The organism is Bordetella ansorpii (genome assembly GCF_900078315.1).
In the GTDB taxonomy this organism is placed as follows: Bacteria; Pseudomonadota; Gammaproteobacteria; order Burkholderiales; family Burkholderiaceae_B; genus Bordetella; species Bordetella ansorpii.
In genome coordinates, this window is the sequence record NZ_FKBS01000013.1 from 73,160 (window position 1) to 91,882 (window position 18,723).

Here is an 18,723-nt window from a genome sequence, read left to right on the forward strand (position 1 = left end):
TTGGCCGCCTCGGCCCCAGGGGCCTGCCCGGGCTCGCGGTGTCTTCATCCGGCGGATGCCGAACTCCTCAGCAGTCGGGGGGAGGGCGTGATGTTTCCATGCGACACCCGCGAGCGCCATCGGCTTGCCTGGATCACGGCTTCCCGATTTGGCAGACGTCATTTCTCATCGCCCCACGCGGTTTTGCGATGCATCTTCAGAAAGCCGCACGCCCCATTGGCCCCCATCGGCTCACCACGTCCCCATTCAACGGACGCCCTTCCCCCTCCGACCCCCACAAGATTAAACCGACCCGCGCACCTCAACAGTGCAGGTATTTCCAAGCGCCGTGTACCAGCGGCTTGGCCGACGCCGTGGGCATGCCATTGCAGCGAGTCCTTGGCGGGGTGGGGGCAGGCGGGGTGGCCAATTGGAGTCGGGGCAGTCCCGCGCAGCGGGACCGAGGGCGCCTCCTGGCGCGCCCGAGCCCGACGACTTGGCCGCCCCGCCTGCCCCCATCCCGCCAAGGACGCCCTACGAAGAACGCCTCTCACAGTTGTAAGCAACAGCCCCCCGGCCCGGGTTTATACGTAGACTTTCACCGACCTTCGGTATAATCCAAATTTCCCGCTAGCACCCGCGGGGACGCAAACCTGCTGGGTGCCCATCACGATGACCAAATACGTATTTGTCACCGGCGGCGTCGTCTCTTCCCTGGGCAAGGGAATCGCCGCCGCTTCGCTGGCTGCCATCCTGGAATCCCGCGGCCTGCAGGTCACGATGCTCAAGCTGGATCCGTACATCAACGTCGATCCGGGCACCATGAGCCCCTTCCAGCACGGCGAGGTCTTCGTCACCGAAGACGGCGCCGAGACCGACCTGGACCTGGGCCACTACGAGCGCTTCATCTCGGCCAAGATGCGCAAGGTGAACAACTTCACCACCGGCCAGATCTACGAATCGGTGTTGCGCAAAGAGCGCCGTGGCGACTACCTAGGCAAGACCGTCCAGGTCATCCCCCACATCACCAATGAAATCCAGGACTTCATCGCGCGCGGCGCGGACGCCGCCTGGAATGGCAACACCGACGTGGCCATCGTCGAGATCGGCGGCACCGTCGGCGACATCGAGTCGCTGCCCTTCCTGGAAGCCGCCCGCCAGATGAGCCTGCGCATGGGCCGCAACAGCGCCGCCTTCGTGCACCTGACGCTGGTGCCGTACATCGCGTCGGCCGGCGAACTGAAGACCAAGCCCACCCAGCACTCGGTGCAGAAGCTGCGCGAAATCGGCATCTACCCGAACGCGCTGCTGTGCCGCGCCGACCGCCGCATTCCCGACGACGAGCGCGCCAAGATCTCGATGTTCTCCAACGTGCCGCTGGACGCCGTCATTTCGGTGTGGGATGCCGACTCGATCTACAAGATTCCCGCCATGCTGCACAAGCAGGGCGTGGACAACATCGTGTGCGAAGCCCTGGGCCTGACCCCGCCGCCGGCCGACCTGTCCATGTGGGACAACCTGGTCGACGCGCTGGAGCATCCGCAGGAAGAAGTGCTGATCGGCATGGTGGGCAAGTACGTCGACCTGACCGAGTCGTACAAGTCGCTCAGCGAAGCCCTGGTGCACGCCGGCATCCATACGCGTTCGAAGGTGCGCATCGAGTACATCGACTCGGAAGACATCGAAACGCGCGGCACCGACCAACTGAAGCACTTGGACGCCATCCTGGTGCCGGGCGGCTTCGGCAAGCGCGGCACCGAAGGCAAGATCGCCGCCATCCGCTTCGCCCGTGAAAACGGCGTGCCCTACCTGGGCATCTGCCTGGGCATGCAACTGGCCGTGATCGAGTTCGCTCGCCATGTGGCCGGGCTGGGCGGCGCCAACAGCACCGAATTCGATCCCGCCGCGCCGCATCCGGTCGTTGCCCTGATCAGCGAGTGGATGGACCGCGAGGGCAATGTCGAGAAACGTGACGACAAGTCCGATCTGGGCGGCACCATGCGCAAGGGTGCGCAACGTTGCCCGGTCAAGGCCGGCACGCGCGCGCAAAGCATCTACGGCAACGAGGTGAACGAGCGTCACCGTCATCGTTACGAAGTCAACAACGTGTACGCGCCGCGCCTGGAAGAAGCCGGCATGGTCATCAGCGCGCGCACCCCCACCGAAAACTTGCCCGAAATGATGGAGCTGCCCAACCACCCGTGGTTCGTGGGCGTGCAGTTCCACCCCGAGTTCACCTCGACCCCGCGCGACGGCCATCCGCTGTTCTCCAGCTACATCCGGGCAGCGCTCGATAACAAGTCGCGTCGTACCAAGGAGGCATGATGCAACTGTGCGGATTCGAAGTCGGCCTGGACAAGCCGTTCTTCCTGATCTCCGGCCCGTGTGTGATCGAGTCGCGCCAGATGGCGTTCGACACTGCCGGCCGTCTGAAGGAAATCACCAGCAAGCTCGGTATTCCCTTCATCTACAAGAGCTCGTTCGACAAGGCCAACCGCAGTTCGGGTACGTCCTTCCGTGGTCCGGGCATGGACGAAGGCCTGCGCATCCTGGCCGACGTGCGCGACCAGCTTGGCGTGCCCGTGCTGACCGACGTGCACGACACGCCGCAGGTCGAGCCCGTGGCCGCCGTGGTCGACGTGCTGCAGACGCCGGCCTTCCTGTGCCGCCAGACCGACTTCATCCGCGCGTGCGCTGCCACCCTCAAGCCCGTCAACATCAAGAAGGGCCAGTTCCTGGCGCCGCACGACATGGTGCAGGTGGTGAACAAGGCCCGCGAGGCTGCGCGCGAAGCCGGCGGCGACGGCAGCAACGTCATGGTGTGCGAACGCGGCGCATCCTTCGGCTACAACAACCTGGTGTCCGACATGCGTTCGTTGGCCATCATGCGCGAGACCGACTGCCCGGTGGTGTATGACGCCACGCACTCGGTGCAGTTGCCGGGCGGACAAGGCACTTCGTCGGGCGGCCAGCGCGAATTCGTGCCGGTGCTGGCGCGTGCGGCCGTGGCCGTGGGCGTGGCCGGGCTGTTCATGGAAACCCACCCCGATCCGGCCAAGGCCATGTCGGACGGCCCCAATGCCGTGCCGCTGGACCGCATGGCCGAGTTGCTTGCCTCGCTGGTCGAAATCGACCGCGTCACCAAGCGCAACGGCTTTCTCGAAAACCAATTCTGAATCCGACCATCGTTCTGGGAACATAAAGACATGAGTGCTATTGTTGACATCATCGGCCGCGAGATACTCGACTCGCGCGGCAACCCCACTGTCGAATGCGACGTGCTGCTGGAGTCCGGCGCCATGGGCCGCGCCGCGGTGCCGTCGGGGGCGTCCACCGGCACCCGCGAAGCCATCGAGTTGCGCGATGGCGACAAGGGCCGCTATCTGGGCAAGGGCGTGCTGCGCGCCGTCGAGAACGTCAACACCGAGATTTCCGAAGCGCTGATGGGCCTGGACGCCCAGGAGCAGACCTTCGTCGACCGCACTCTGATCGAACTGGACGGCACCGACAGCAAGCAGCGCCTGGGCGCCAATGCCATGCTGGCCGCCAGCATGGCCGTGGCCCGCGCCGCCGCCGACGAATCCGGCCTGTCGCTGTACCGCTACTTCGGCGGCAGCGGCCCCATGAGCATGCCCGTGCCGATGATGAACGTCATCAACGGCGGCGCGCATGCCAACAACACGCTGGACCTGCAGGAGTTCATGATCCTGCCGGTGGGCGCCGCCAGCTTCCGCGAATCGCTGCGTTGGGGCGCGGAAGTGTTCCACATGCTGAAGAAACTGATTCACGACCAGGGCATGTCGACCGCCGTGGGCGACGAGGGCGGTTTCGCGCCCAACGTGGCCAACCACGAAGCCGCCATCCAGCTGATCCTGAAGGCCATCACCGAAGCCGGCTACGAGCCGGGCACGCAGATCGCCCTGGGCCTGGATTGCGCCAGCTCGGAATTCTTCCGTGACGGCAAGTACACGCTGGCCGGCGAAGGCGGCGTGTCGCTGTCCTCGCAGGAGTTCGCCAACCTGCTGGCCACGTGGTGCGACAAGTACCCGATCATCTCGATCGAGGACGGCATGGCCGAAAACGACTGGGACGGCTGGAAGCTGCTGACCGACCAACTGGGCAAGAAGGTGCAACTGGTGGGCGACGACCTGTTCGTCACCAACACCCGCATCCTGCGCGAAGGCATCCAGAAGGGCGTGGCCAACTCGATCCTGATCAAGATCAACCAGATCGGCACGCTGACCGAAACCTTCGCCGCCATCGAGATGGCCAAGCGCGCCGGGTACACCGCCGTCGTGTCGCATCGCTCGGGCGAAACCGAAGATTCGACCATCGCCGACATCGCCGTGGCCACCAACGCCATGCAGATCAAGACGGGTTCGCTGTCGCGTTCGGACCGCATGGCCAAGTACAACCAACTGCTGCGCATCGAGGAAGAACTGGCCGAAGTTGCGTCGTACCCTGGCATCGAGGCGTTCTACAACCTGCGTTGACGCGTGACGGCGCCGCTGCCTGCACAAGGCCCGCGGCGCCCACGCGCTTGCCGCGCTGCCGAGGACGCGTATGCGCCTGCTGCTGATCGTGCTGGTCGCCCTGGTGGGCCTGATCCAATATCCGTTGTGGATGGGCAAGGGCGGCTGGTTTCGGGTGTGGGAACTGCAAGAGCAGGTTGCCAGGCAGCGTGAGACGAACGACAGCCTGCGAGCCCGCAATGCGGCCTTGCAGGCTGAAGTGAACGACCTGACCACGGGCACCGAGGCGCTCGAGGAACGTGCCCGCACAGAGCTGGGCATGATGAAGGACGGCGAAGTCTTCGTGCACATCCTGCCGCCGGGCGCCGCCATTCCTGTCAAACCGCAGGAGCCGCCCAAACCGGGCGCCAAGCCGCCTGTGCGACCTGCAGCCCCGCCCGCCAGGCCGGCCTCGCAACCCACACGCTGATTTGCACGCGGGGCAGTACCCGGCCACCGCGCCCGCTGCCACACGCGTTGCCACCGAGATCCACGGCTTGTCCGTGGATTTTCTTTTGGGCCGCCCAGGCCGCGGTTCTTCTCAACACGCATCGTCGTCCTCGCTGATTTGCGGATGGTCGCCCGCGGGCCATCGCACGGGGTGGGATTGCATGTCCATCGTCAGGGTCATGGACAGAGGCAGCACGCCGGCCGATAAGGCTCGATGGATGCAGGCCGCGGAACCCGGCAGAACCGCCGTGGCCCGCATGGCCAGCCCGCCAACCGGCGTGATCGGTTCGACCAGATAGCGCAGCCGCAGGCGCAGCGTATTGGCCTGGAAGATGGTGAGACCCGAACGGGGGCCCAGCCCGCCTGACCATCGGGATTGATAGGCCGTGTGCTGCTCGGCCTGATAGTCGTTGCGCACCGCGAGCAGCCCTGGTGCGGCGGGCACGCGAAATCCTGGTTGGGAGAAATCGGCATAGGCGGCCGTGCCTGGCCGCAATATCGTGATGTGCCAGGCCGGCATGCCCGCACGCCTCGCCGTGCGCGCCAAGGCGGCATGCATCATCAGGGCGGCTTCCGGCTGCCCGCCGGGCGAGGCATGGCGGGGCAGCAAGGCGGTTTCGAATGCCTGGGCGATGAGGCCGGGACGGGCGTGGCCGGTGGCGCCGGCGCGCGCGGCTTCGGTCAGTGCGACATAGGCCAGTTGCCGCATCAACTGCCAGTGCATGACCTCGACGGCAGCCAGCGCGACCAGCAGCACCGCGCCCAACGCAACCGCGGATTCGATCAGCGCCGCACCGCGTTGGCGGTGAGGATGGCTGCGTGGGGGGCTGTGCGGGATGGACATGGTGCCGGGCAGTTTGCCCGGCGCCCTTGAATGCGTCGATTGTGGAATCTACGCTAAGCCGCGTAGGACGCATCCGATTGATTTTCTGCCGTGATCTTGCTCTCGATCATGGCAGCGGGGCGGCTGCCCCGCGCCGGTTCAATGCATCGTCGGCGGATTCTGTTCCGGCATCGGCTTATTCTCGGCGAACAGCCCCGCACAGTCGACGGGATCGAAGAGATAGGGCTTGCCGCAGAAGTCGCAAGAGACTTCCACCTTGCCTTGCTCGGCCAGGATTTCCTGCACTTCGGTGGCGCCCAGCGAACGCAGCATGCCAGCCACGCGATCACGCGTGCACGGGCAGAACCAGCGTACCGGCAGCGGTTCGAACGCGGTGAGGGTTTCTTCCCAATACAGGCGGTGGATGAGCGTGTCCACATCGGTCTGCAGCAGTTCCTCGCCGGACAGCGTGCCGGCAAGGTGGATGGCGCGCGTCCAGGTATCGGAATCGACGTTGCCCTGGGGCAGGCCGCCCTGGTCGGGCAGGCGCTGCACCAGCAGCCCCGCGACGTGCGTGTCGTCGGCGGCCAGCCAAAGGCGCGTGTCGAGTTGCTCGGACGCCTTCATGTAGTGCTGCAGGACCTCGGCCACCGTGTCGCCTTCGAGCGGCACGATGCCTTGGTAGGCCTGCTGGCCGGGCACCTTGCGCTTGGGGTCGAGGATGACCATGAAGCGGCCTTCGCCGCGGGTGTTCAGCAGGCTCTGCATGGTGCCGTCTTCGGGCAGCTCGTGACCCTCGCGCACCTTGACGGTGGCGCGCAGGCTGAGGTCGGAGCGGCACTCGACCACCACCAGGGCGATCGGGCCGTCGCCCTGGATCTGCAGCAGCAGCGAACCTTCGAACTTGATATTGGCGGCCAGCAGGGTCGAGGCCGCCACCAGTTCTCCGAGCAGGCGCTTGATGGTCGGCGGGTACTGGTGATGCGCCTGGGCCTGCTGCCAGGTGTCGTGCAGACGCACGGCCTGCACGCGCACCGTACGGTCTTCGAGCAGGTATTTTTTCAGCGAATCGGTCATGCAGGCATCTTAGCCGATTCCGGTGCCGCCGCCGCCCCTGGGCGGGGCTAACCGATGCGCTTGAGCGAGGTTCTGTACTGCCGTCCGCGCTCGGCGTAGCGGGCGCTGCCGGCATGCATGCCGGCGATTTCTTCGGCGGTCAGTTCGCGCACGATCTTGCCGATGCCGATCACCAGCGAATTGTCGGGAATGACCCGGCCCTCGGGCACGATCGCCCCTGCGCCGATCAGGCAGTTGCGTCCCACCACGGCATTGTTGAGCACGATGGCTTGCATGCCGATCAGCGCGCCCTCCAGGATGGTGCAGCCGTGCAGCATGGCCTGGTGGCCGACCGTGACGTTCTCATGAACCGTCAAGGGACAGCCTTCGTCCACGTGCATGACGGTGGATTCCTGGACGTTGCTGTTGCGGCGGATGACGATGGGCGCGTTGTCGGCCCGGATGGAGACGTGCGACCAGATGCTGACGCCGGCCTCCAGCGTGACGTTGCCGATCAGGTCGGCGCTGTCGGACACGTAGGTGTCCGGATCGATGGACGGGACGAGGTCGTCCAGTTGATAGATGGGCATGCGGGGGTCTCCGTCGATGCGCGCCGCGGGCCGTCGTCAGGCTGCGCCGGGGGCGGTGTGCGTGCGCGCTGCGCGTTCTTCTTCGCGGCGCCGCAGCACCGCGCGCTGGACCTTGCCGGTGGTGGTCATCGGCAGTTCGTCCAGGTATTCGATTTCCTTGGGATACTCGTAGGGCGCCAGGCGCTCGCGCACGTGGTCCTGCAAGGCCTGCGTGATGGCTTCGGGGGCCTGGCCGAGGTAGTCGGCGGTCAGCACCACGTAGGCCTTGACCAGCGCGCCGCGCTCGGCGTCGGGCTTGGGCACCACGGCGGCGTTGGCCACGGCCGGATGGCCCAGCAGACAGTTCTCGATCTCGCCCGGCCCGATGCGGTAGCCGGCCGACTTGAAGACGTCGTCGGCGCGCCCCGCGTACCAGAGGTAGCCGTCGGCGTCCCTGCTGGCCAGGTCGCCGGTGCGGCACCAGTCGCCCGTGAACTTGCCCTCGGTGGCGATGGGGTTGCGCCAGTAGCCCAGGAACATGACGGGGTCGGGGTGCCCGGCGATGTCGGTGCGGTTGACCGCGACCTCGCCGATCTCGCCCACCGGCGCTTCCTGGCCCAGGTCGTCGATGACGGCCACGCGATGGCCCGGATAGGGACGGCCCATGCTGCCGGGGCGGGCAGGCCAGCGCTTGCTGCTGTTGCCCACCACGTAGTTCATTTCGGTCTGGCCGAACATCTCGTTGGGCGTCACGCCCAGGGCGGACTCACACCAGGCGAACACGGTTTCGCCCACGCTTTCGCCGGCGCTCATCAGGGCGCGCAGCGCCAGTTGATAACGCTCGCGCGGCTGTGGCACCGTCTTCATCATCATCTTGAGGGCGGTGGGGAACAGGAAGGCATTGGTGACCTGGTAGCGCTCCATCAGCTCGAAGGCGCGTTCGGGCGAGAAGCGGCTGCGCGTGCCCACGATGGGATGGCCGAAATACAGTGTGGGCAGCAAGGCGTCCATCATGCCGCCGGTCCAGGCCCAGTCGGCTGGCGACCAGAAGACATCGCCCGTGCGTGGGAACCAGTCCTGCGAGGCCACGAAGCCGGGCAGGTTGCCGATGAGCACGCTGTGGGGCAGCAAGGCGCCCTTGGGCGCGCCGGTGGTGCCGGACGTATAGAGCAGGATGGCGGGATCGGACGCACGCGTCATCACGCGCTTGAATTCGGATGGCTGGCGGGCCAGCAGGCTGCGCCAGGGCAGCACGCGCTCGTCGGCGAAACCGATGCCGATGATCTGCTGCAACTGCGGGCAGTTGTCGCTGACGGCCAGTAGATTCGCGCTGGAAGCGTAGTCGACGATGGCCACGCGGGCTTCGGCGTCGCACAGCCGGGATTGCAGGGCCTCGGGGCCGAACAGCGACGACAGGGGCAGCACCACGGCGCCCACGCTGTAGATGGCCATGTGGGCCACGACGGTCTCGGGACGTTGTCCCAATACCACACCGACGCGGTCGCCGGGCTCGACGCCCATCTTGATCAGGCCGTTGGCCAATTGATTGGCGGCTTCGGCCAGGCGGGCGTAGGTCCAGACCTCGCGGTTGCCGGCTTCGTCTTCGTAGAAGATGGCGATGCGACGCGATTCCGGCGCGCTGGCTGCCCAGCGATGGCAGCACGCTTCCGCGATATTGAACTGGGTAGGAACCAGCCAGCGGAATGATTGGTAGAGCGCCTGATAATGGTCGTTCATGGCCCTATGTAGTAAGCGCGCGGTTGCTACGAAAGGGGGGGACCGCCGGTCTCCCCAAACGCAAGCATGACCTAGAGGGCCGTGAACTGCAACATGCCCGGGTCCCAAACAGGGGACATATACGGGTTTTTACGGACGCTTACTTCTTTCACGGACAGGCGGTCCAAGGCAAAAGCGCCCTTTCGGGGCGCTTTGCTGTATTTACTTGCTGGTGCGGCCGACCGCCGAGGGCAGATCGGGCAGCGCCAGCGAGCGGCGCGCCCGTGCGGGGTTTTCACGTTGCGCCAGCACGCTGGCCCAATCCAGAAGTTGCAGGGTGCCGTCCTGGGATTCGGCCAGGGCCGACAGGCTTTCCACCCAGTCGCCGTCGTTGCAGTACAGCACGCCGTCGATGTCGCGCATTTCGGGCTTGTGGATGTGTCCGCAGACCACGCCATCCAGGCCGCGGCGGCGGGCTTCGCCGGCCAGCGCTTCCTCGAAGTTGGTGATGAACGACACCGCGTTCTTCACCTTGTGCTTCAGGTACTGCGACAGGGACCAGTAGTGCAGGCCCATGCGGTGGCGCAGGCGGTTGTAGTGGTTGTTCAGCCACAGCGCGAACTGGTAGAGCGAGTCGCCCAGGTGCGCCAGCCACTTGCTGTGCTGGATGACGCCGTCGAACTGGTCGCCGTGCAGCACCAGCAGCTTCTGGCCCTTGGCGGTGACGTGCACTTCCTCGTCGAGGATCTCGATGTCGCCGAAGGCGTAGCCGATGAACTCGCGGGCGAACTCGTCGTGGTTGCCCGGGATGAACACCACGCGGGTGCCGCTGCGGGCCTTGCGCAGGATGCGCTGGACCACGTCGTTGTGCGCGCGGGGCCAGTGCCAGTGCTTGCGCAACTGCCAGCCGTCGACGATGTCGCCTACCAGATACAGCGTATCGGCGTCGTTGTGATCGAGGAAATCAAGCAGGAATTGCGCCTTGCACCCACTGGTACCCAAGTGAATGTCGGATAGCCATAATGTGCGCCAACGCGTCGGATGGATGTCGTTCACCGTGGTCTTCCGTTCAGCCCGTCTTGCCTTGGCATGAGACCAGCCGGGCATGACGTCAGCATGAAAGATCGGTGACTGCTATGTGACGGATGTGTCCCTATCCTTGCTTCAGGGTAACGGCCTGCTGGCGTGGCGGGGCGTTGCGCAGGCGGGTGCCGGCCAGACGGTCGTGCAGGAACTGGCCGTCGGTATCCACCCAGGTCCAAAGGAAGGAAACGAAGGGCGCGACGACGACCAGCATGTCGACCGAGCGCCAACCCGTGGCGCTCGAACCGAGCGAGATCAAGCCGATGACGGCCAGCATGGGCGGCCAGATCAGCACATAGCGCCAGACCAGGCGGCCCAGCCCGGGCCGCTGCCCATCGCGGTCGACCAGGCGGATGTGCCAGGTTTTCATCGGCAGGGTCTGGCCGCCGCGCCGCCAGCACAACACCAGGTAGATGCCGATCACCAGGAACAGCCAGGCCTGCCGTTGCGGCCGCAACGCCAGGGCGTGGCGGCTTTGCGTCAGCGTATCCAGCAGATAGTCGGCCAGGAACACGACACCGAACAGCAGCACGCCTTCATACATCATGCAGGCGAAGCGCCGGGCGCGGCTGGGCGTGGCGGAAAGGTCCTGGGGGGTGATCATGGGCGCTTATTATGGCGCGGCCGGGGCGCAGATGAGCAGCCGACAGGCAAAAGCGAGGGAATACGCTGAAAGGCGGCGGCGCATCGGCCGCCGTTCGTCCAGCGATCAGCCCAGGTTGCGCCTGCCCGAGTTCTTGCAAAGCGTTCTCGAAGTAGCGGGCGATGTACTCGAAGGCCTGGAGCCGGAAGGCATCCTTGTCGCGATGCGTGAAGGTTTTCGCGAGTCGCAGATTGCTCGAACGTGGCCCGGCCGCGGGCGCGGGGGTGGGGGCTGGCCCGGGTGGCTGATGTGGTGGGCCGACGGCAGGGCGGGGACCCAGGCGCCCGGCTGCGTCCCGGACTGCTTTGGCCACTTCCAGCATGGCTTCATCCATGTCCGGCATGCGTGTGATGGCTTTGCCATCGTGGGGCACCGCATTCAGATTTCCAAAAGGGGCGTCGTGCCAATCACAGGGGCGCAGACGCTTTTTTCGCCAGCGTTTCGGTCCGTTCCGCGTCGATCAAGGCCTTCGACTTGTTGGGGGCACGTCAAGAAGAACACCCCAAAGGTTGGATCAATGTCCAACTTCTGGGGTGCAGTTCAGACCGGGCTGGGGCCTCTGCCCGGAGCACCAGCAGCGCTTCACGCAAGGCTACATCGCCTTGGTCGAATGCGACCCGAAGCGCAGCAGGCGGGCCAAAGACCCCGACCGCTTGAAACCTGAGCAGGCGTATCGGACGGGGCGGGTGGCACACGTGAAGCGCGAGGTTTTCGCTAGGGTGTTCAACGTGCAACTGGCTCTCCATCAGCCTTGCGTCTTTGTCGAACCAGGCGTGATCGAGCGTCTGCGGGCGATGACTGAACCCGCGGCGGGTTGATCTCCAGCGCAGGTACTGCGCGTCGCTTTCCCGGTGGAGGGCGGCGCGCGCGACGCCTGTCGCGCAGGCTTGGCCCGGACGAACCGAATGATCGCTGTATGTCTGGCTTGCCGGAGCTGGTAGGCCAGGCGTCAGGTGTTGTCCTCGACCGTCGCCGTCGGGCCGTTGGTTTTGACAGAGGCGATGCCGTTGTCGCGCGCCGAAGCACTGGAGTAAGTTTCGCTGCGTCCGATAGTCTCGCCGTTGCCGCCGGTCAGCGTGAAATACGGCTGGCCGTTGGTGGCGACTTTGCGTTGATACCGGGCGTCGATCGGCGAGTTCTTGCGCACCGATTCGATGCCGCTCACTGCGCCTGATTTTGTGGTGTAGCGCTCGCTGGTGAGGATGGGCTCTCCATTGCTCGCTTTCAAGTTGAACATGAACTGGTCGCCGCTGCGCTTCAAGTCGTAGGTGCCGCTCATTGGGAATCTCCGATAGCGATGCAGGTTTGAAAAACGGGTGAGGCTCGCGCCGTGGCCGGCGATTCAGCGCTTCTTGTTGGACTGCGAAACGACTGAGCCGGCCAAGGCCTTGGTGACGGGGGCGGAACGGGGATTGTCCAGCGCCCGCGAGGCCCGGGCCTCGATCCCCACGCCCGTCTGCGCGCGAGAGCCAGTCTGACGCAGCGCCGAGCCGGCCAGCGATTTCTGCAGTGTGCTCGACGATGAACTGCCCAGCGTTTTGCCGGCCGTGGAGGCCACGCGGGAAGACGTTTGTTTGCTGTTGGTAGCCATACGAACTCCAAATGCCCGGAGGGCGAAAGGTTGTTTCTCTGCGATACCGACTGCGATGCCTGCGTGAATACTATATATGGTGTTTTTGTTTTTATCGAGCGCTATATATGGTATTTCACATTCATGCGGATTATTGCGTTAGCGGGTGGCGAAACGACACGTGCGGCACACGGTAGCTTCGGGAAATCCCTAGCGATTTCTCGCCGGCGGCGGATTAAAGCGGGTCATCGGGTCGTCACGCGCATCGGCTAGACGTGCTGAATCTTCGACAGTCGCCCGCGAAGATCCACCGTCTCTCAGGGAGTTTCTATGGCCGCGCGGTATCACTTGCTTTCTGGAACCTGGAAAACCTGTTCGCGCCGGAAAACTACCCCGAGCGCGAGCCGTGGATCGCCAGCGCCGTGGTGCGGATCTCAAGGGCTGGACGTAGGCGCTGTTCGATCGCAAGCTCGCCCAGTTACCCTCGGTCATTGGCCCAATGAACGAGGGTAAGGGGCTGGACATCCTGGGCGTGCGCGAGATCGAAACAAGTATGTGCTGGACGTGCTGATCGCCGCCGTGGCGCCCTTCAGGCGATCCATGCCGATACCAGCCGTGATCGGCGCGGCATCGACACCGCCTTTCTGTTCGGCAGCAAGGCATTCAAAGCCCGCGATGTATTTCACAATGTGAAAAGTCTGGGCCTGGTGCAGGACCGAACTCAGGCCTTGAGCCTATAGCTTCCCAAACTGACCAGCTTCTTGGGGGCGGTTCAGGGCGTGCCGCCCTCCAAGGGGCCTTTTCGGTCTTGGGGCGGCCCGGCGGTGAAATGACGCCCCCAACGCTGCGCCTTCGGCTTGCTGCCCCCCAAGGGGGGCTTTTTGCCTTGGGACGGCCCGGCGGCAAAAAAAACCCGCCGGTGAGGGCGGGTTAGAAAAGGGGCTATGCAGCCCCCAAGGGGAAATCGGTACAGCGCCGCGGAATCAGGCGGCGGAAGCCGCGGCGGTCTTGATTTGCGCCGGACGCCCGGTGCGGGCCATCAGCTTGCGCAGGCCGGCGAGCAGGGCGCGCAGCGGGTGCGGGCGGAATTGCTCTTGCATGGCTTGCACCATCAGTTGGCGTTCGAGTTCGTCGCTCATCACGACGCCGTGCGGGATCTTGATCACTTGCGTTACGCCGAGGTTATGTCACTCGGCGGTCTTTTGTCTAGGGTTAACCCGAATTTTAGGGTTAACCCTGGATTTGTGCAAGTGCGTGGTGCACGGCGCGCGATCCTGGTGCTGATGATGCCCCAAATCAGCGCGCTTGTGGCGGACAGCGGCACGATAGCGGGCCGAGATTGCTGCCCTTTTACAACGATGCCGGGCTTCGTCCCGGCGCCAGGGGCGCCAGGACGGGATTCAGGCTCAGGCTAGGAAGCGTCGCGATAGCTTCCCGCCGCCAGTTCGAAACCGAACAGGCGGCAGTCCAGCGAGCCGTTGTGCAGCGGGATGCGGCGCTGGGGCTTCAGGCGCAGGCGCTGGGGCAGGGTCATGTCGCTGGTGATGACGTGCAACTGCCAGCCCGCGAACCGGCGCTTCAGGCAGGCCGACCAGTCGCGCCACAGCGTCTCGTCGTGCTCTTCCATGCGTTCGCCGTAGGGCGGGTTGGTGACGATCCAGCCGGACTCGGCGGGCGCGTCGATGTCGCGCGCGTCGCCGATCTCGAAGCGGATCGTTTCGTCGGTCAGCCAGGCGCGTTCGGCGTTGGCGCGGGCGAAGTCGATGGCGCGCGGATCGAGGTCGTAGCCCACCAGCGGGGCTTCCAGCCTGGTCAGGATGCGGGTACGGGCATCGTCCTTCAGGTCGCGCCAGCGGCGCTGGTCGAAGTCGCGCAGACGCTCGAAACCGAAGGGCCGCGACACGCCGGCCGGCACGCCCAGGGCGATCCAGGCGGCTTCGATCAGGATGGTGCCGCTGCCGCAGAAGGGGTCCAGCAGCGGGGCGGCCGGATCCCAGCCGGCCAGCGCCAGCATGCCCGCGGCCAGGTTCTCGCGCAGCGGGGCCTCGCCCTTGTCCAGGCGCCAGCCGCGCTTGAACAGCGATTCGCCCGACGTGTCCAGGTACAGCGTGGCCGTGGTGCCCAGCAGGAACAGGTGCACGCGCGCGTCGGGACGCACGGTGTCGATGTCGGGGCGGGCGCCTTCGCGGTCGCGCAGGCGGTCGCAGATGCCGTCCTTGGCGCGCAGGTTGCAGTACTGCAGGCTGCGCACCGGGCTCTTGATGGCCGACGTATCCACGCGCAGGGTCTGTTCCGCGCCGAACCAGCGTTCCCAGGGCACGCTGTAGGCCAGGTCGAGGATGTCGTCCTCGTGCGTGATCTCGCCCTGTCCCACCTGGGCCAGGATGCGCGTGGCCAGGCGCGAATACAGGTTGGCGCGCAGCACGCCCGACCAGTCGGCGGAAAAGCTGCAGCCGGCGCGGCCCATCCTGGCGTCCTCGAAGCCCAGCGCCTGCATTTCGGCGGTCAGGGCTTCTTCGAGGCCTTGGGGGCAGGGCGCGAAGATCTGGAAGATTTCGGCCGGCTGGGGGCGGCCCCGGCCACGGCCGGGGCGATCGCGTTCGCGCGGCGCGACGTGCACGGAGACATCGTGCGCCTCGGTGTCGCGCGCCAGCGCGTCGTCGTCGTCCCATTGCGGCGCGTCGGGCGGCAGGTCGTCCCAGGCAGCGCTGTCGGCGGGCAGGTCATCCCAGGCGGCGCTGGCGGACAGGTCATCCCCGGCGGGCGGATAGGACGGTTCGTCGCGGCGCGTATCCCGCATCTCGCGGTCCATGTAGCGCCGGGGTTCGGGACGCGGCTGCGCCGGCATGGACTGCGCCCGCTGCAGGCGGTCGTCCTTGTCGCGGCCACGTTCCAACTGGGTTGCCTGGCGTGCGCGAGCGCCGCTGCGCTTGCGGCGCGTCGCGTCGTCTTCCGCGGCGGGGCGGGCAGTTTTGTTGACCGATAGCGTTCGGCGCGGACGGTCTTGATCGTCGGATGACATGCGAGTTCGCGGAAGCTGGGAATTAGAAGGGTTTGACGACGACCAGCACGACTACCAGCACGAGCAGCAGGACAGGAACTTCGTTGAACCAGCGATAGAACGTATGCGGGCGCGTGTTGCGGCCCTGTTCGAATTTGCGCAGCATGACGCCGCAGGCATGATGGTAGCCGACGATCAGCAGGACCAGCAGCAGCTTGCCGTGCATCCAGCCGTTGCCGGGGCCGATGCCGATGCCGTAGCCCACGTACAGCCACAGGCCCAGCAGCACGGCGGGCACGGCCAGGATCGTCATGAAGCGGTACAGCCGCCTGGCCATGCCCAGCAGACAGGACTGGGCCGCCGGATCGGTTTGCTGGGCCAGGTTCACGTAGATGCGGGGCAGGTAGAACAGCCCGGCGAACCAGGACGCGATGAAGACGATGTGAAAGGCCTTGACCCACAGCATGGCGCGCGCTCCGTAAAGAATGTGTCATTGTAACGGCGCGGGGGCGGGGGGATCGGCGACGCAGTGTCGCAGGCGTGCAGCCGGAAAATGCGGCGCCGGACGGGGCGGGCGCCGCCAGCGGGACGGCCCGCGAAACGTCTGTCCCGCTGTCCGCGCGGGCGTCAGATCACGTACAGATCCACGTACTCGTGCACCGGCATCGCTTCCAGCGTCTGCTGGTCCAGCGAGACGTCCAGGATGCGCTGCTGCTGGCGCGCCGGGAACACGCGGGCCAGGTTGGTGCGGAACTTGGCTTGCAGCAGCGGGATGCCGTCGCCGCGCCGGCGCTTGTGGCCGATGGGGTATTCGCACACGATCTCGTCCCATTGCGTGCCGTCCTTGAACCGCACGGTCAGGGCGTTGGCGATCGAGCGCTTGTCCGGGTCGTGATAATCCTTCGTGAAGGCCGGATCTTCTTCACACACGATGCGGCCGCGCAGCGCGTCGATGCGCGGATCGGCGGCGATGCCGTCTTCGTAGTCCGCCGCGGTCAGGCGCCCGAACAGCAACGGCACGGCCACCATGTACTGGATGCAGTGATCGCGGTCGGCCGGGTTGTTCAGCGGCCCCTGCTTGTCGATGATGCGGATGCAGGCCTCGTGCGTGCGGAGGGTGATGCGCTCGATGTCGTCCGCGCTCTTACCTGCGGCGGCCAGCCTGCCGTGCAGGTCCATGGCGCATTCCACGGCGGTCTGCGCATGGAACTCGGCCGGATACGAGATCTTGAACAGCACGTTCTCCATCACGTAGCTGCCGTACGGGCGCTGGAACGTGAACGGCTGTCCCTCGAACAGCACGTCGTAGAACCCCCACGTCCTGGCCGTCAGTACGGTGGGATAGCCCATTTCGCCGGTGCGCGCGATCAGGGCCAGGCGCACGGCGCGGCTGGTGGCGTCGCCCGCGGCCCAGCTCTTCCGGCTGCCCGTATTGGGGGCGTGGCGATACGTGCGCAGGCTCTGCCCGTCGACCCAGGCCAGCGAGATGGCGTTGAGGGCTTCCTCGCGCGTCAGGCCCAGCAGTTGCGCCACCACGGCGGTGGACGCGACCTTCACCAGCACCACGTGATCCAGGCCGACCTTGTTGAACGCGTTCTCCAGGGCGATGCAGCCCTGGATCTCATGCGCCTTGATCATGGCGGTGAGCACGTCGCGCATGGCCAGCGGCGGCTTGCCTGCGGCCACGGCGCTGCGCGACAGCCAGTCGGCCACGGCCAGGATGCCGCCCAGGTTGTCGGAGGGATGGCCCCATTCGGCAGCCAGCCAGGTGTCGTTGAAATCCAGCCAGCGGATCATGGCGCCGATGTTGAAGGCGGCCTGCACGGGATCCAGTTGGAATGGCGTGCCGGGCACCCTGGCGCCGTTGGGCACCACGGTGCCCGGCACGATGGGCCCGAGCAGCTTGCGGCACGCCGGATACGTCAGCGCTTCCAGCCCGCAGCCCAGCGTGTCGATCAGGCAGTTGCGGGCCGTTTCGTAGGCCAGCGGGCTGGCGATCCGATAGTCGTAGACGTAATCGGCGATGTCGGTCAGTACCGTGTCCCAGGCTGGACGCTGGGCTGGGGAGGCATCGGCGTGAGACATGATGGCGTTTCCTTTAAAGCGTGTCCGCCGGTACGCGGACCTGGCCCTCCATCAGCACGCGCGCGCTGCGGCTCATGATGGCCTTGGTGACTTTCCATTGGCCGTCTTCCAGGCGGGCCTGCGCGCCCACGCGCAGCGTGCCCGAGGGATGGCCGAAGCGCACCGACTCGCGCTCGCCGCCGCCGGCGGCCAGGTTGACCAGGGTGCCCGGAATGGCGGCGGCGGTGCCGATGGCGACCGCCGCCGTGCCCATCATGGCGTGGTGCAGCTTCCCCATGGACATGGCACGTACGCGCACGTCGATGTCGTCCGCGCCGATCGCCTTGCCGCTGGAGGCGGTGTAGGCGGCTGGCGGCGCCACGAAGGCGATCTTGGGCGTGTGCTGGCGTTTCGCGGCTTCGGAAACATCGGCGATCAGGCCCATGCGCACCGCGCCGTGCGCGCGCAGCGTCTCGAACATGGCAAGCGCCTCGGGATCGCCGTTGATGGCGTCCTGCAGCTCGCTGCCGGTGTAGCCGATGGCCTCGGCATTGACGAAGATGGTGGGGATGCCGGCGTTGATCATCGTGGCCTGCAGCGCGCCGATGCCCGGCACGTCCAGCGTGTCCACCACGTTGCCGGTGGGGAACATCGCGCCGCCGGCGTCTCCTTCGCCTTCATCGGCGGGATCCAGGAATTCCAGCTGCACTTCGGCGGCCGGGAAGGTCACGCCGTCCAGTTCGAAGTCGCCGGTTTCCTGCACCTGACCGTTCTCCATGGGGATGTGGCCCAGGATGGTCTTGCCGATGTTGGCCTGCCAGATGCGCACGATGGCCGTGCCGTTGTCGGGCACGCGGGACTTGTCCACCAGGCCGTTCTCGATGGCGAAGGCGCCGACGGCCGCGCTGAGATTGCCGCAGTTGCCGCTCCAGTCGACGAAGGCGCTGTCGATGGAGACCTGGCCGAACAGATAGTCGACATCGTGATCGGGCCGCTGGCTGCGGTCCAGGATGACGGTCTTGCTGGTGCTGGAGGTCGCGCCGCCCATGCCGTCGATCTGCTTGCCGTACGGATCGGGGCTGCCGATCACGCGCAGCAGCAGCGCGTCGCGCGCGGGGCCGGGTTTCCGGGCAGCAGGGGGCAGGTCCTGCAGGCAAAAGAATACGCCCTTGCTGGTGCCGCCGCGCATGTAGGTGGCGCGGATCCGAAGTTGGGGAAGGGATGCCATGAGTCAATTCCTTGCGGATGGGGGCGGGGG

Annotated in this window: 17 protein-coding genes; 4 read left to right on the forward strand and 13 right to left on the reverse strand. The window is 66.0% G+C overall.

From position 1 onward, the window contains the following. The first annotated feature begins 651 nt into the window (after positions 1–651). The 4 genes from A7W11_RS06550 (at position 652) to ftsB (ending at position 4,920) form a co-directional block, all read left to right on the forward strand. On the forward strand, positions 652–2,304 hold the full coding sequence (locus A7W11_RS06550; RefSeq protein ID WP_066410213.1) for a CTP synthase: 1,653 nt from the start codon (positions 652–654) through the stop codon (positions 2,302–2,304). Beyond that, positions 2,301–3,155 (forward strand): 3-deoxy-8-phosphooctulonate synthase, encoded by an 855-nt coding sequence (gene kdsA / locus A7W11_RS06555; RefSeq protein WP_082887127.1) that lies wholly within the window; start codon positions 2,301–2,303, stop codon positions 3,153–3,155. Before A7W11_RS06550 ends, kdsA begins: the two co-directional genes overlap by 4 nt. A gap of 30 nt (positions 3,156–3,185) precedes the next feature. Next, positions 3,186–4,472: a phosphopyruvate hydratase gene (gene eno, locus A7W11_RS06560; RefSeq protein WP_066410215.1), complete on the forward strand. Its 1,287-nt coding sequence runs from the start codon at positions 3,186–3,188 to the stop codon at positions 4,470–4,472. A gap of 70 nt (positions 4,473–4,542) precedes the next feature. Further along, positions 4,543–4,920 (forward strand): cell division protein FtsB, encoded by a 378-nt coding sequence (gene ftsB, locus A7W11_RS06565; protein ID WP_066410216.1) that lies wholly within the window; start codon positions 4,543–4,545, stop codon positions 4,918–4,920. Between the two features lie 111 nt (positions 4,921–5,031). Here the strand turns inward: ftsB and A7W11_RS06570 are convergent, their stop codons facing one another. The 13 genes from A7W11_RS06570 to prpF all read right to left on the reverse strand — a co-directional run bounded on the left by A7W11_RS06570 (position 5,032) and on the right by prpF (position 18,693). Further along, positions 5,032–5,784 (reverse strand): hypothetical protein, encoded by a 753-nt coding sequence (locus tag A7W11_RS06570; protein WP_066410217.1) that lies wholly within the window; start codon positions 5,782–5,784, stop codon positions 5,032–5,034. A gap of 138 nt (positions 5,785–5,922) precedes the next feature. Then, positions 5,923–6,840 (reverse strand): Hsp33 family molecular chaperone HslO, encoded by a 918-nt coding sequence (hslO, locus tag A7W11_RS06575; protein WP_066410218.1) that lies wholly within the window; start codon positions 6,838–6,840, stop codon positions 5,923–5,925. A 47-nt stretch (positions 6,841–6,887) separates the two neighbouring features. Continuing rightward, complete coding sequence (locus A7W11_RS06580; RefSeq protein WP_066410219.1) at positions 6,888–7,409, reverse strand: gamma carbonic anhydrase family protein; 522 nt, start codon at positions 7,407–7,409, stop codon at positions 6,888–6,890. A gap of 36 nt (positions 7,410–7,445) precedes the next feature. Next, positions 7,446–9,125, reverse strand: coding sequence for an acyl-CoA synthetase (locus A7W11_RS06585; RefSeq protein ID WP_066410220.1), 1,680 nt, complete (start codon positions 9,123–9,125; stop codon positions 7,446–7,448). 201 nt (positions 9,126–9,326) lie between these two features. Further along, entirely contained in the window at positions 9,327–10,211 is an 885-nt protein-coding gene (locus tag A7W11_RS06590) for a UDP-2,3-diacylglucosamine diphosphatase (protein ID WP_156523017.1), read from the reverse strand. Between the two features lie 46 nt (positions 10,212–10,257). After that, positions 10,258–10,791 (reverse strand): RDD family protein, encoded by a 534-nt coding sequence (locus tag A7W11_RS06595; RefSeq protein WP_066410222.1) that lies wholly within the window; start codon positions 10,789–10,791, stop codon positions 10,258–10,260. A 988-nt stretch (positions 10,792–11,779) separates the two neighbouring features. Beyond that, a complete protein-coding gene (locus A7W11_RS06605) occupies positions 11,780–12,109 on the reverse strand; it encodes a YegP family protein (RefSeq protein WP_066410223.1) in 330 nt (109 codons plus the stop codon). Between the two features lie 63 nt (positions 12,110–12,172). Continuing rightward, entirely contained in the window at positions 12,173–12,421 is a 249-nt protein-coding gene (locus A7W11_RS06610; protein ID WP_066410224.1) for a hypothetical protein, read from the reverse strand. 962 nt (positions 12,422–13,383) lie between these two features. After that, positions 13,384–13,566, reverse strand: coding sequence for a hypothetical protein (locus A7W11_RS06615; RefSeq protein ID WP_066410225.1), 183 nt, complete (start codon positions 13,564–13,566; stop codon positions 13,384–13,386). A gap of 245 nt (positions 13,567–13,811) precedes the next feature. Beyond that, the gene (locus tag A7W11_RS06620; protein ID WP_066410226.1) at positions 13,812–15,422 is read right to left on the reverse strand and encodes a THUMP domain-containing protein; all 1,611 of its coding nucleotides are present in this window, start codon (positions 15,420–15,422) and stop codon (positions 13,812–13,814) included. Between the two features lie 22 nt (positions 15,423–15,444). Next, positions 15,445–15,867: a CopD family protein gene (locus A7W11_RS06625; protein WP_066410227.1), complete on the reverse strand. Its 423-nt coding sequence runs from the start codon at positions 15,865–15,867 to the stop codon at positions 15,445–15,447. Positions 15,868–16,028: 161 nt separating this feature from the next. Beyond that, the gene (locus A7W11_RS06630) at positions 16,029–17,486 is read right to left on the reverse strand and encodes a bifunctional 2-methylcitrate dehydratase/aconitate hydratase (protein WP_066410228.1); all 1,458 of its coding nucleotides are present in this window, start codon (positions 17,484–17,486) and stop codon (positions 16,029–16,031) included. Between the two features lie 13 nt (positions 17,487–17,499). Beyond that, on the reverse strand, positions 17,500–18,693 hold the full coding sequence (gene prpF / locus A7W11_RS06635; RefSeq protein WP_066410229.1) for a 2-methylaconitate cis-trans isomerase PrpF: 1,194 nt from the start codon (positions 18,691–18,693) through the stop codon (positions 17,500–17,502). Positions 18,694–18,723: the final 30 nt, after the last annotated feature.

Excerpts from the sequence above, each read along its gene's own strand:
- A7W11_RS06550 (WP_066410213.1), top strand. The coding sequence starts at position 652 with ATGACCAAATACGTATTTGTCACCGGCGGCGTCGTCTCTTCCCTGGGC.
- kdsA (WP_082887127.1), top strand. The coding sequence starts at position 2,301 with ATGATGCAACTGTGCGGATTCGAAGTCGGCCTGGACAAGCCGTTCTTC.
- eno (WP_066410215.1), top strand. The coding sequence starts at position 3,186 with ATGAGTGCTATTGTTGACATCATCGGCCGCGAGATACTCGACTCGCGC.
- ftsB (WP_066410216.1), top strand. The coding sequence starts at position 4,543 with ATGCGCCTGCTGCTGATCGTGCTGGTCGCCCTGGTGGGCCTGATCCAA.
- A7W11_RS06570 (WP_066410217.1), bottom strand. The coding sequence starts at position 5,784 with ATGTCCATCCCGCACAGCCCCCCACGCAGCCATCCTCACCGCCAACGC.
- hslO (WP_066410218.1), bottom strand. The coding sequence starts at position 6,840 with ATGACCGATTCGCTGAAAAAATACCTGCTCGAAGACCGTACGGTGCGC.
- A7W11_RS06580 (WP_066410219.1), bottom strand. The coding sequence starts at position 7,409 with ATGCCCATCTATCAACTGGACGACCTCGTCCCGTCCATCGATCCGGAC.
- A7W11_RS06585 (WP_066410220.1), bottom strand. The coding sequence starts at position 9,125 with ATGAACGACCATTATCAGGCGCTCTACCAATCATTCCGCTGGCTGGTT.
- A7W11_RS06590 (WP_156523017.1), bottom strand. The coding sequence starts at position 10,211 with ATGCCCGGCTGGTCTCATGCCAAGGCAAGACGGGCTGAACGGAAGACC.
- A7W11_RS06595 (WP_066410222.1), bottom strand. The coding sequence starts at position 10,791 with ATGATCACCCCCCAGGACCTTTCCGCCACGCCCAGCCGCGCCCGGCGC.
- A7W11_RS06605 (WP_066410223.1), bottom strand. The coding sequence starts at position 12,109 with ATGAGCGGCACCTACGACTTGAAGCGCAGCGGCGACCAGTTCATGTTC.
- A7W11_RS06610 (WP_066410224.1), bottom strand. The coding sequence starts at position 12,421 with ATGGCTACCAACAGCAAACAAACGTCTTCCCGCGTGGCCTCCACGGCC.
- A7W11_RS06620 (WP_066410226.1), bottom strand. The coding sequence starts at position 15,422 with ATGTCATCCGACGATCAAGACCGTCCGCGCCGAACGCTATCGGTCAAC.
- A7W11_RS06625 (WP_066410227.1), bottom strand. The coding sequence starts at position 15,867 with ATGCTGTGGGTCAAGGCCTTTCACATCGTCTTCATCGCGTCCTGGTTC.
- A7W11_RS06630 (WP_066410228.1), bottom strand. The coding sequence starts at position 17,486 with ATGTCTCACGCCGATGCCTCCCCAGCCCAGCGTCCAGCCTGGGACACG.
- prpF (WP_066410229.1), bottom strand. The coding sequence starts at position 18,693 with ATGGCATCCCTTCCCCAACTTCGGATCCGCGCCACCTACATGCGCGGC.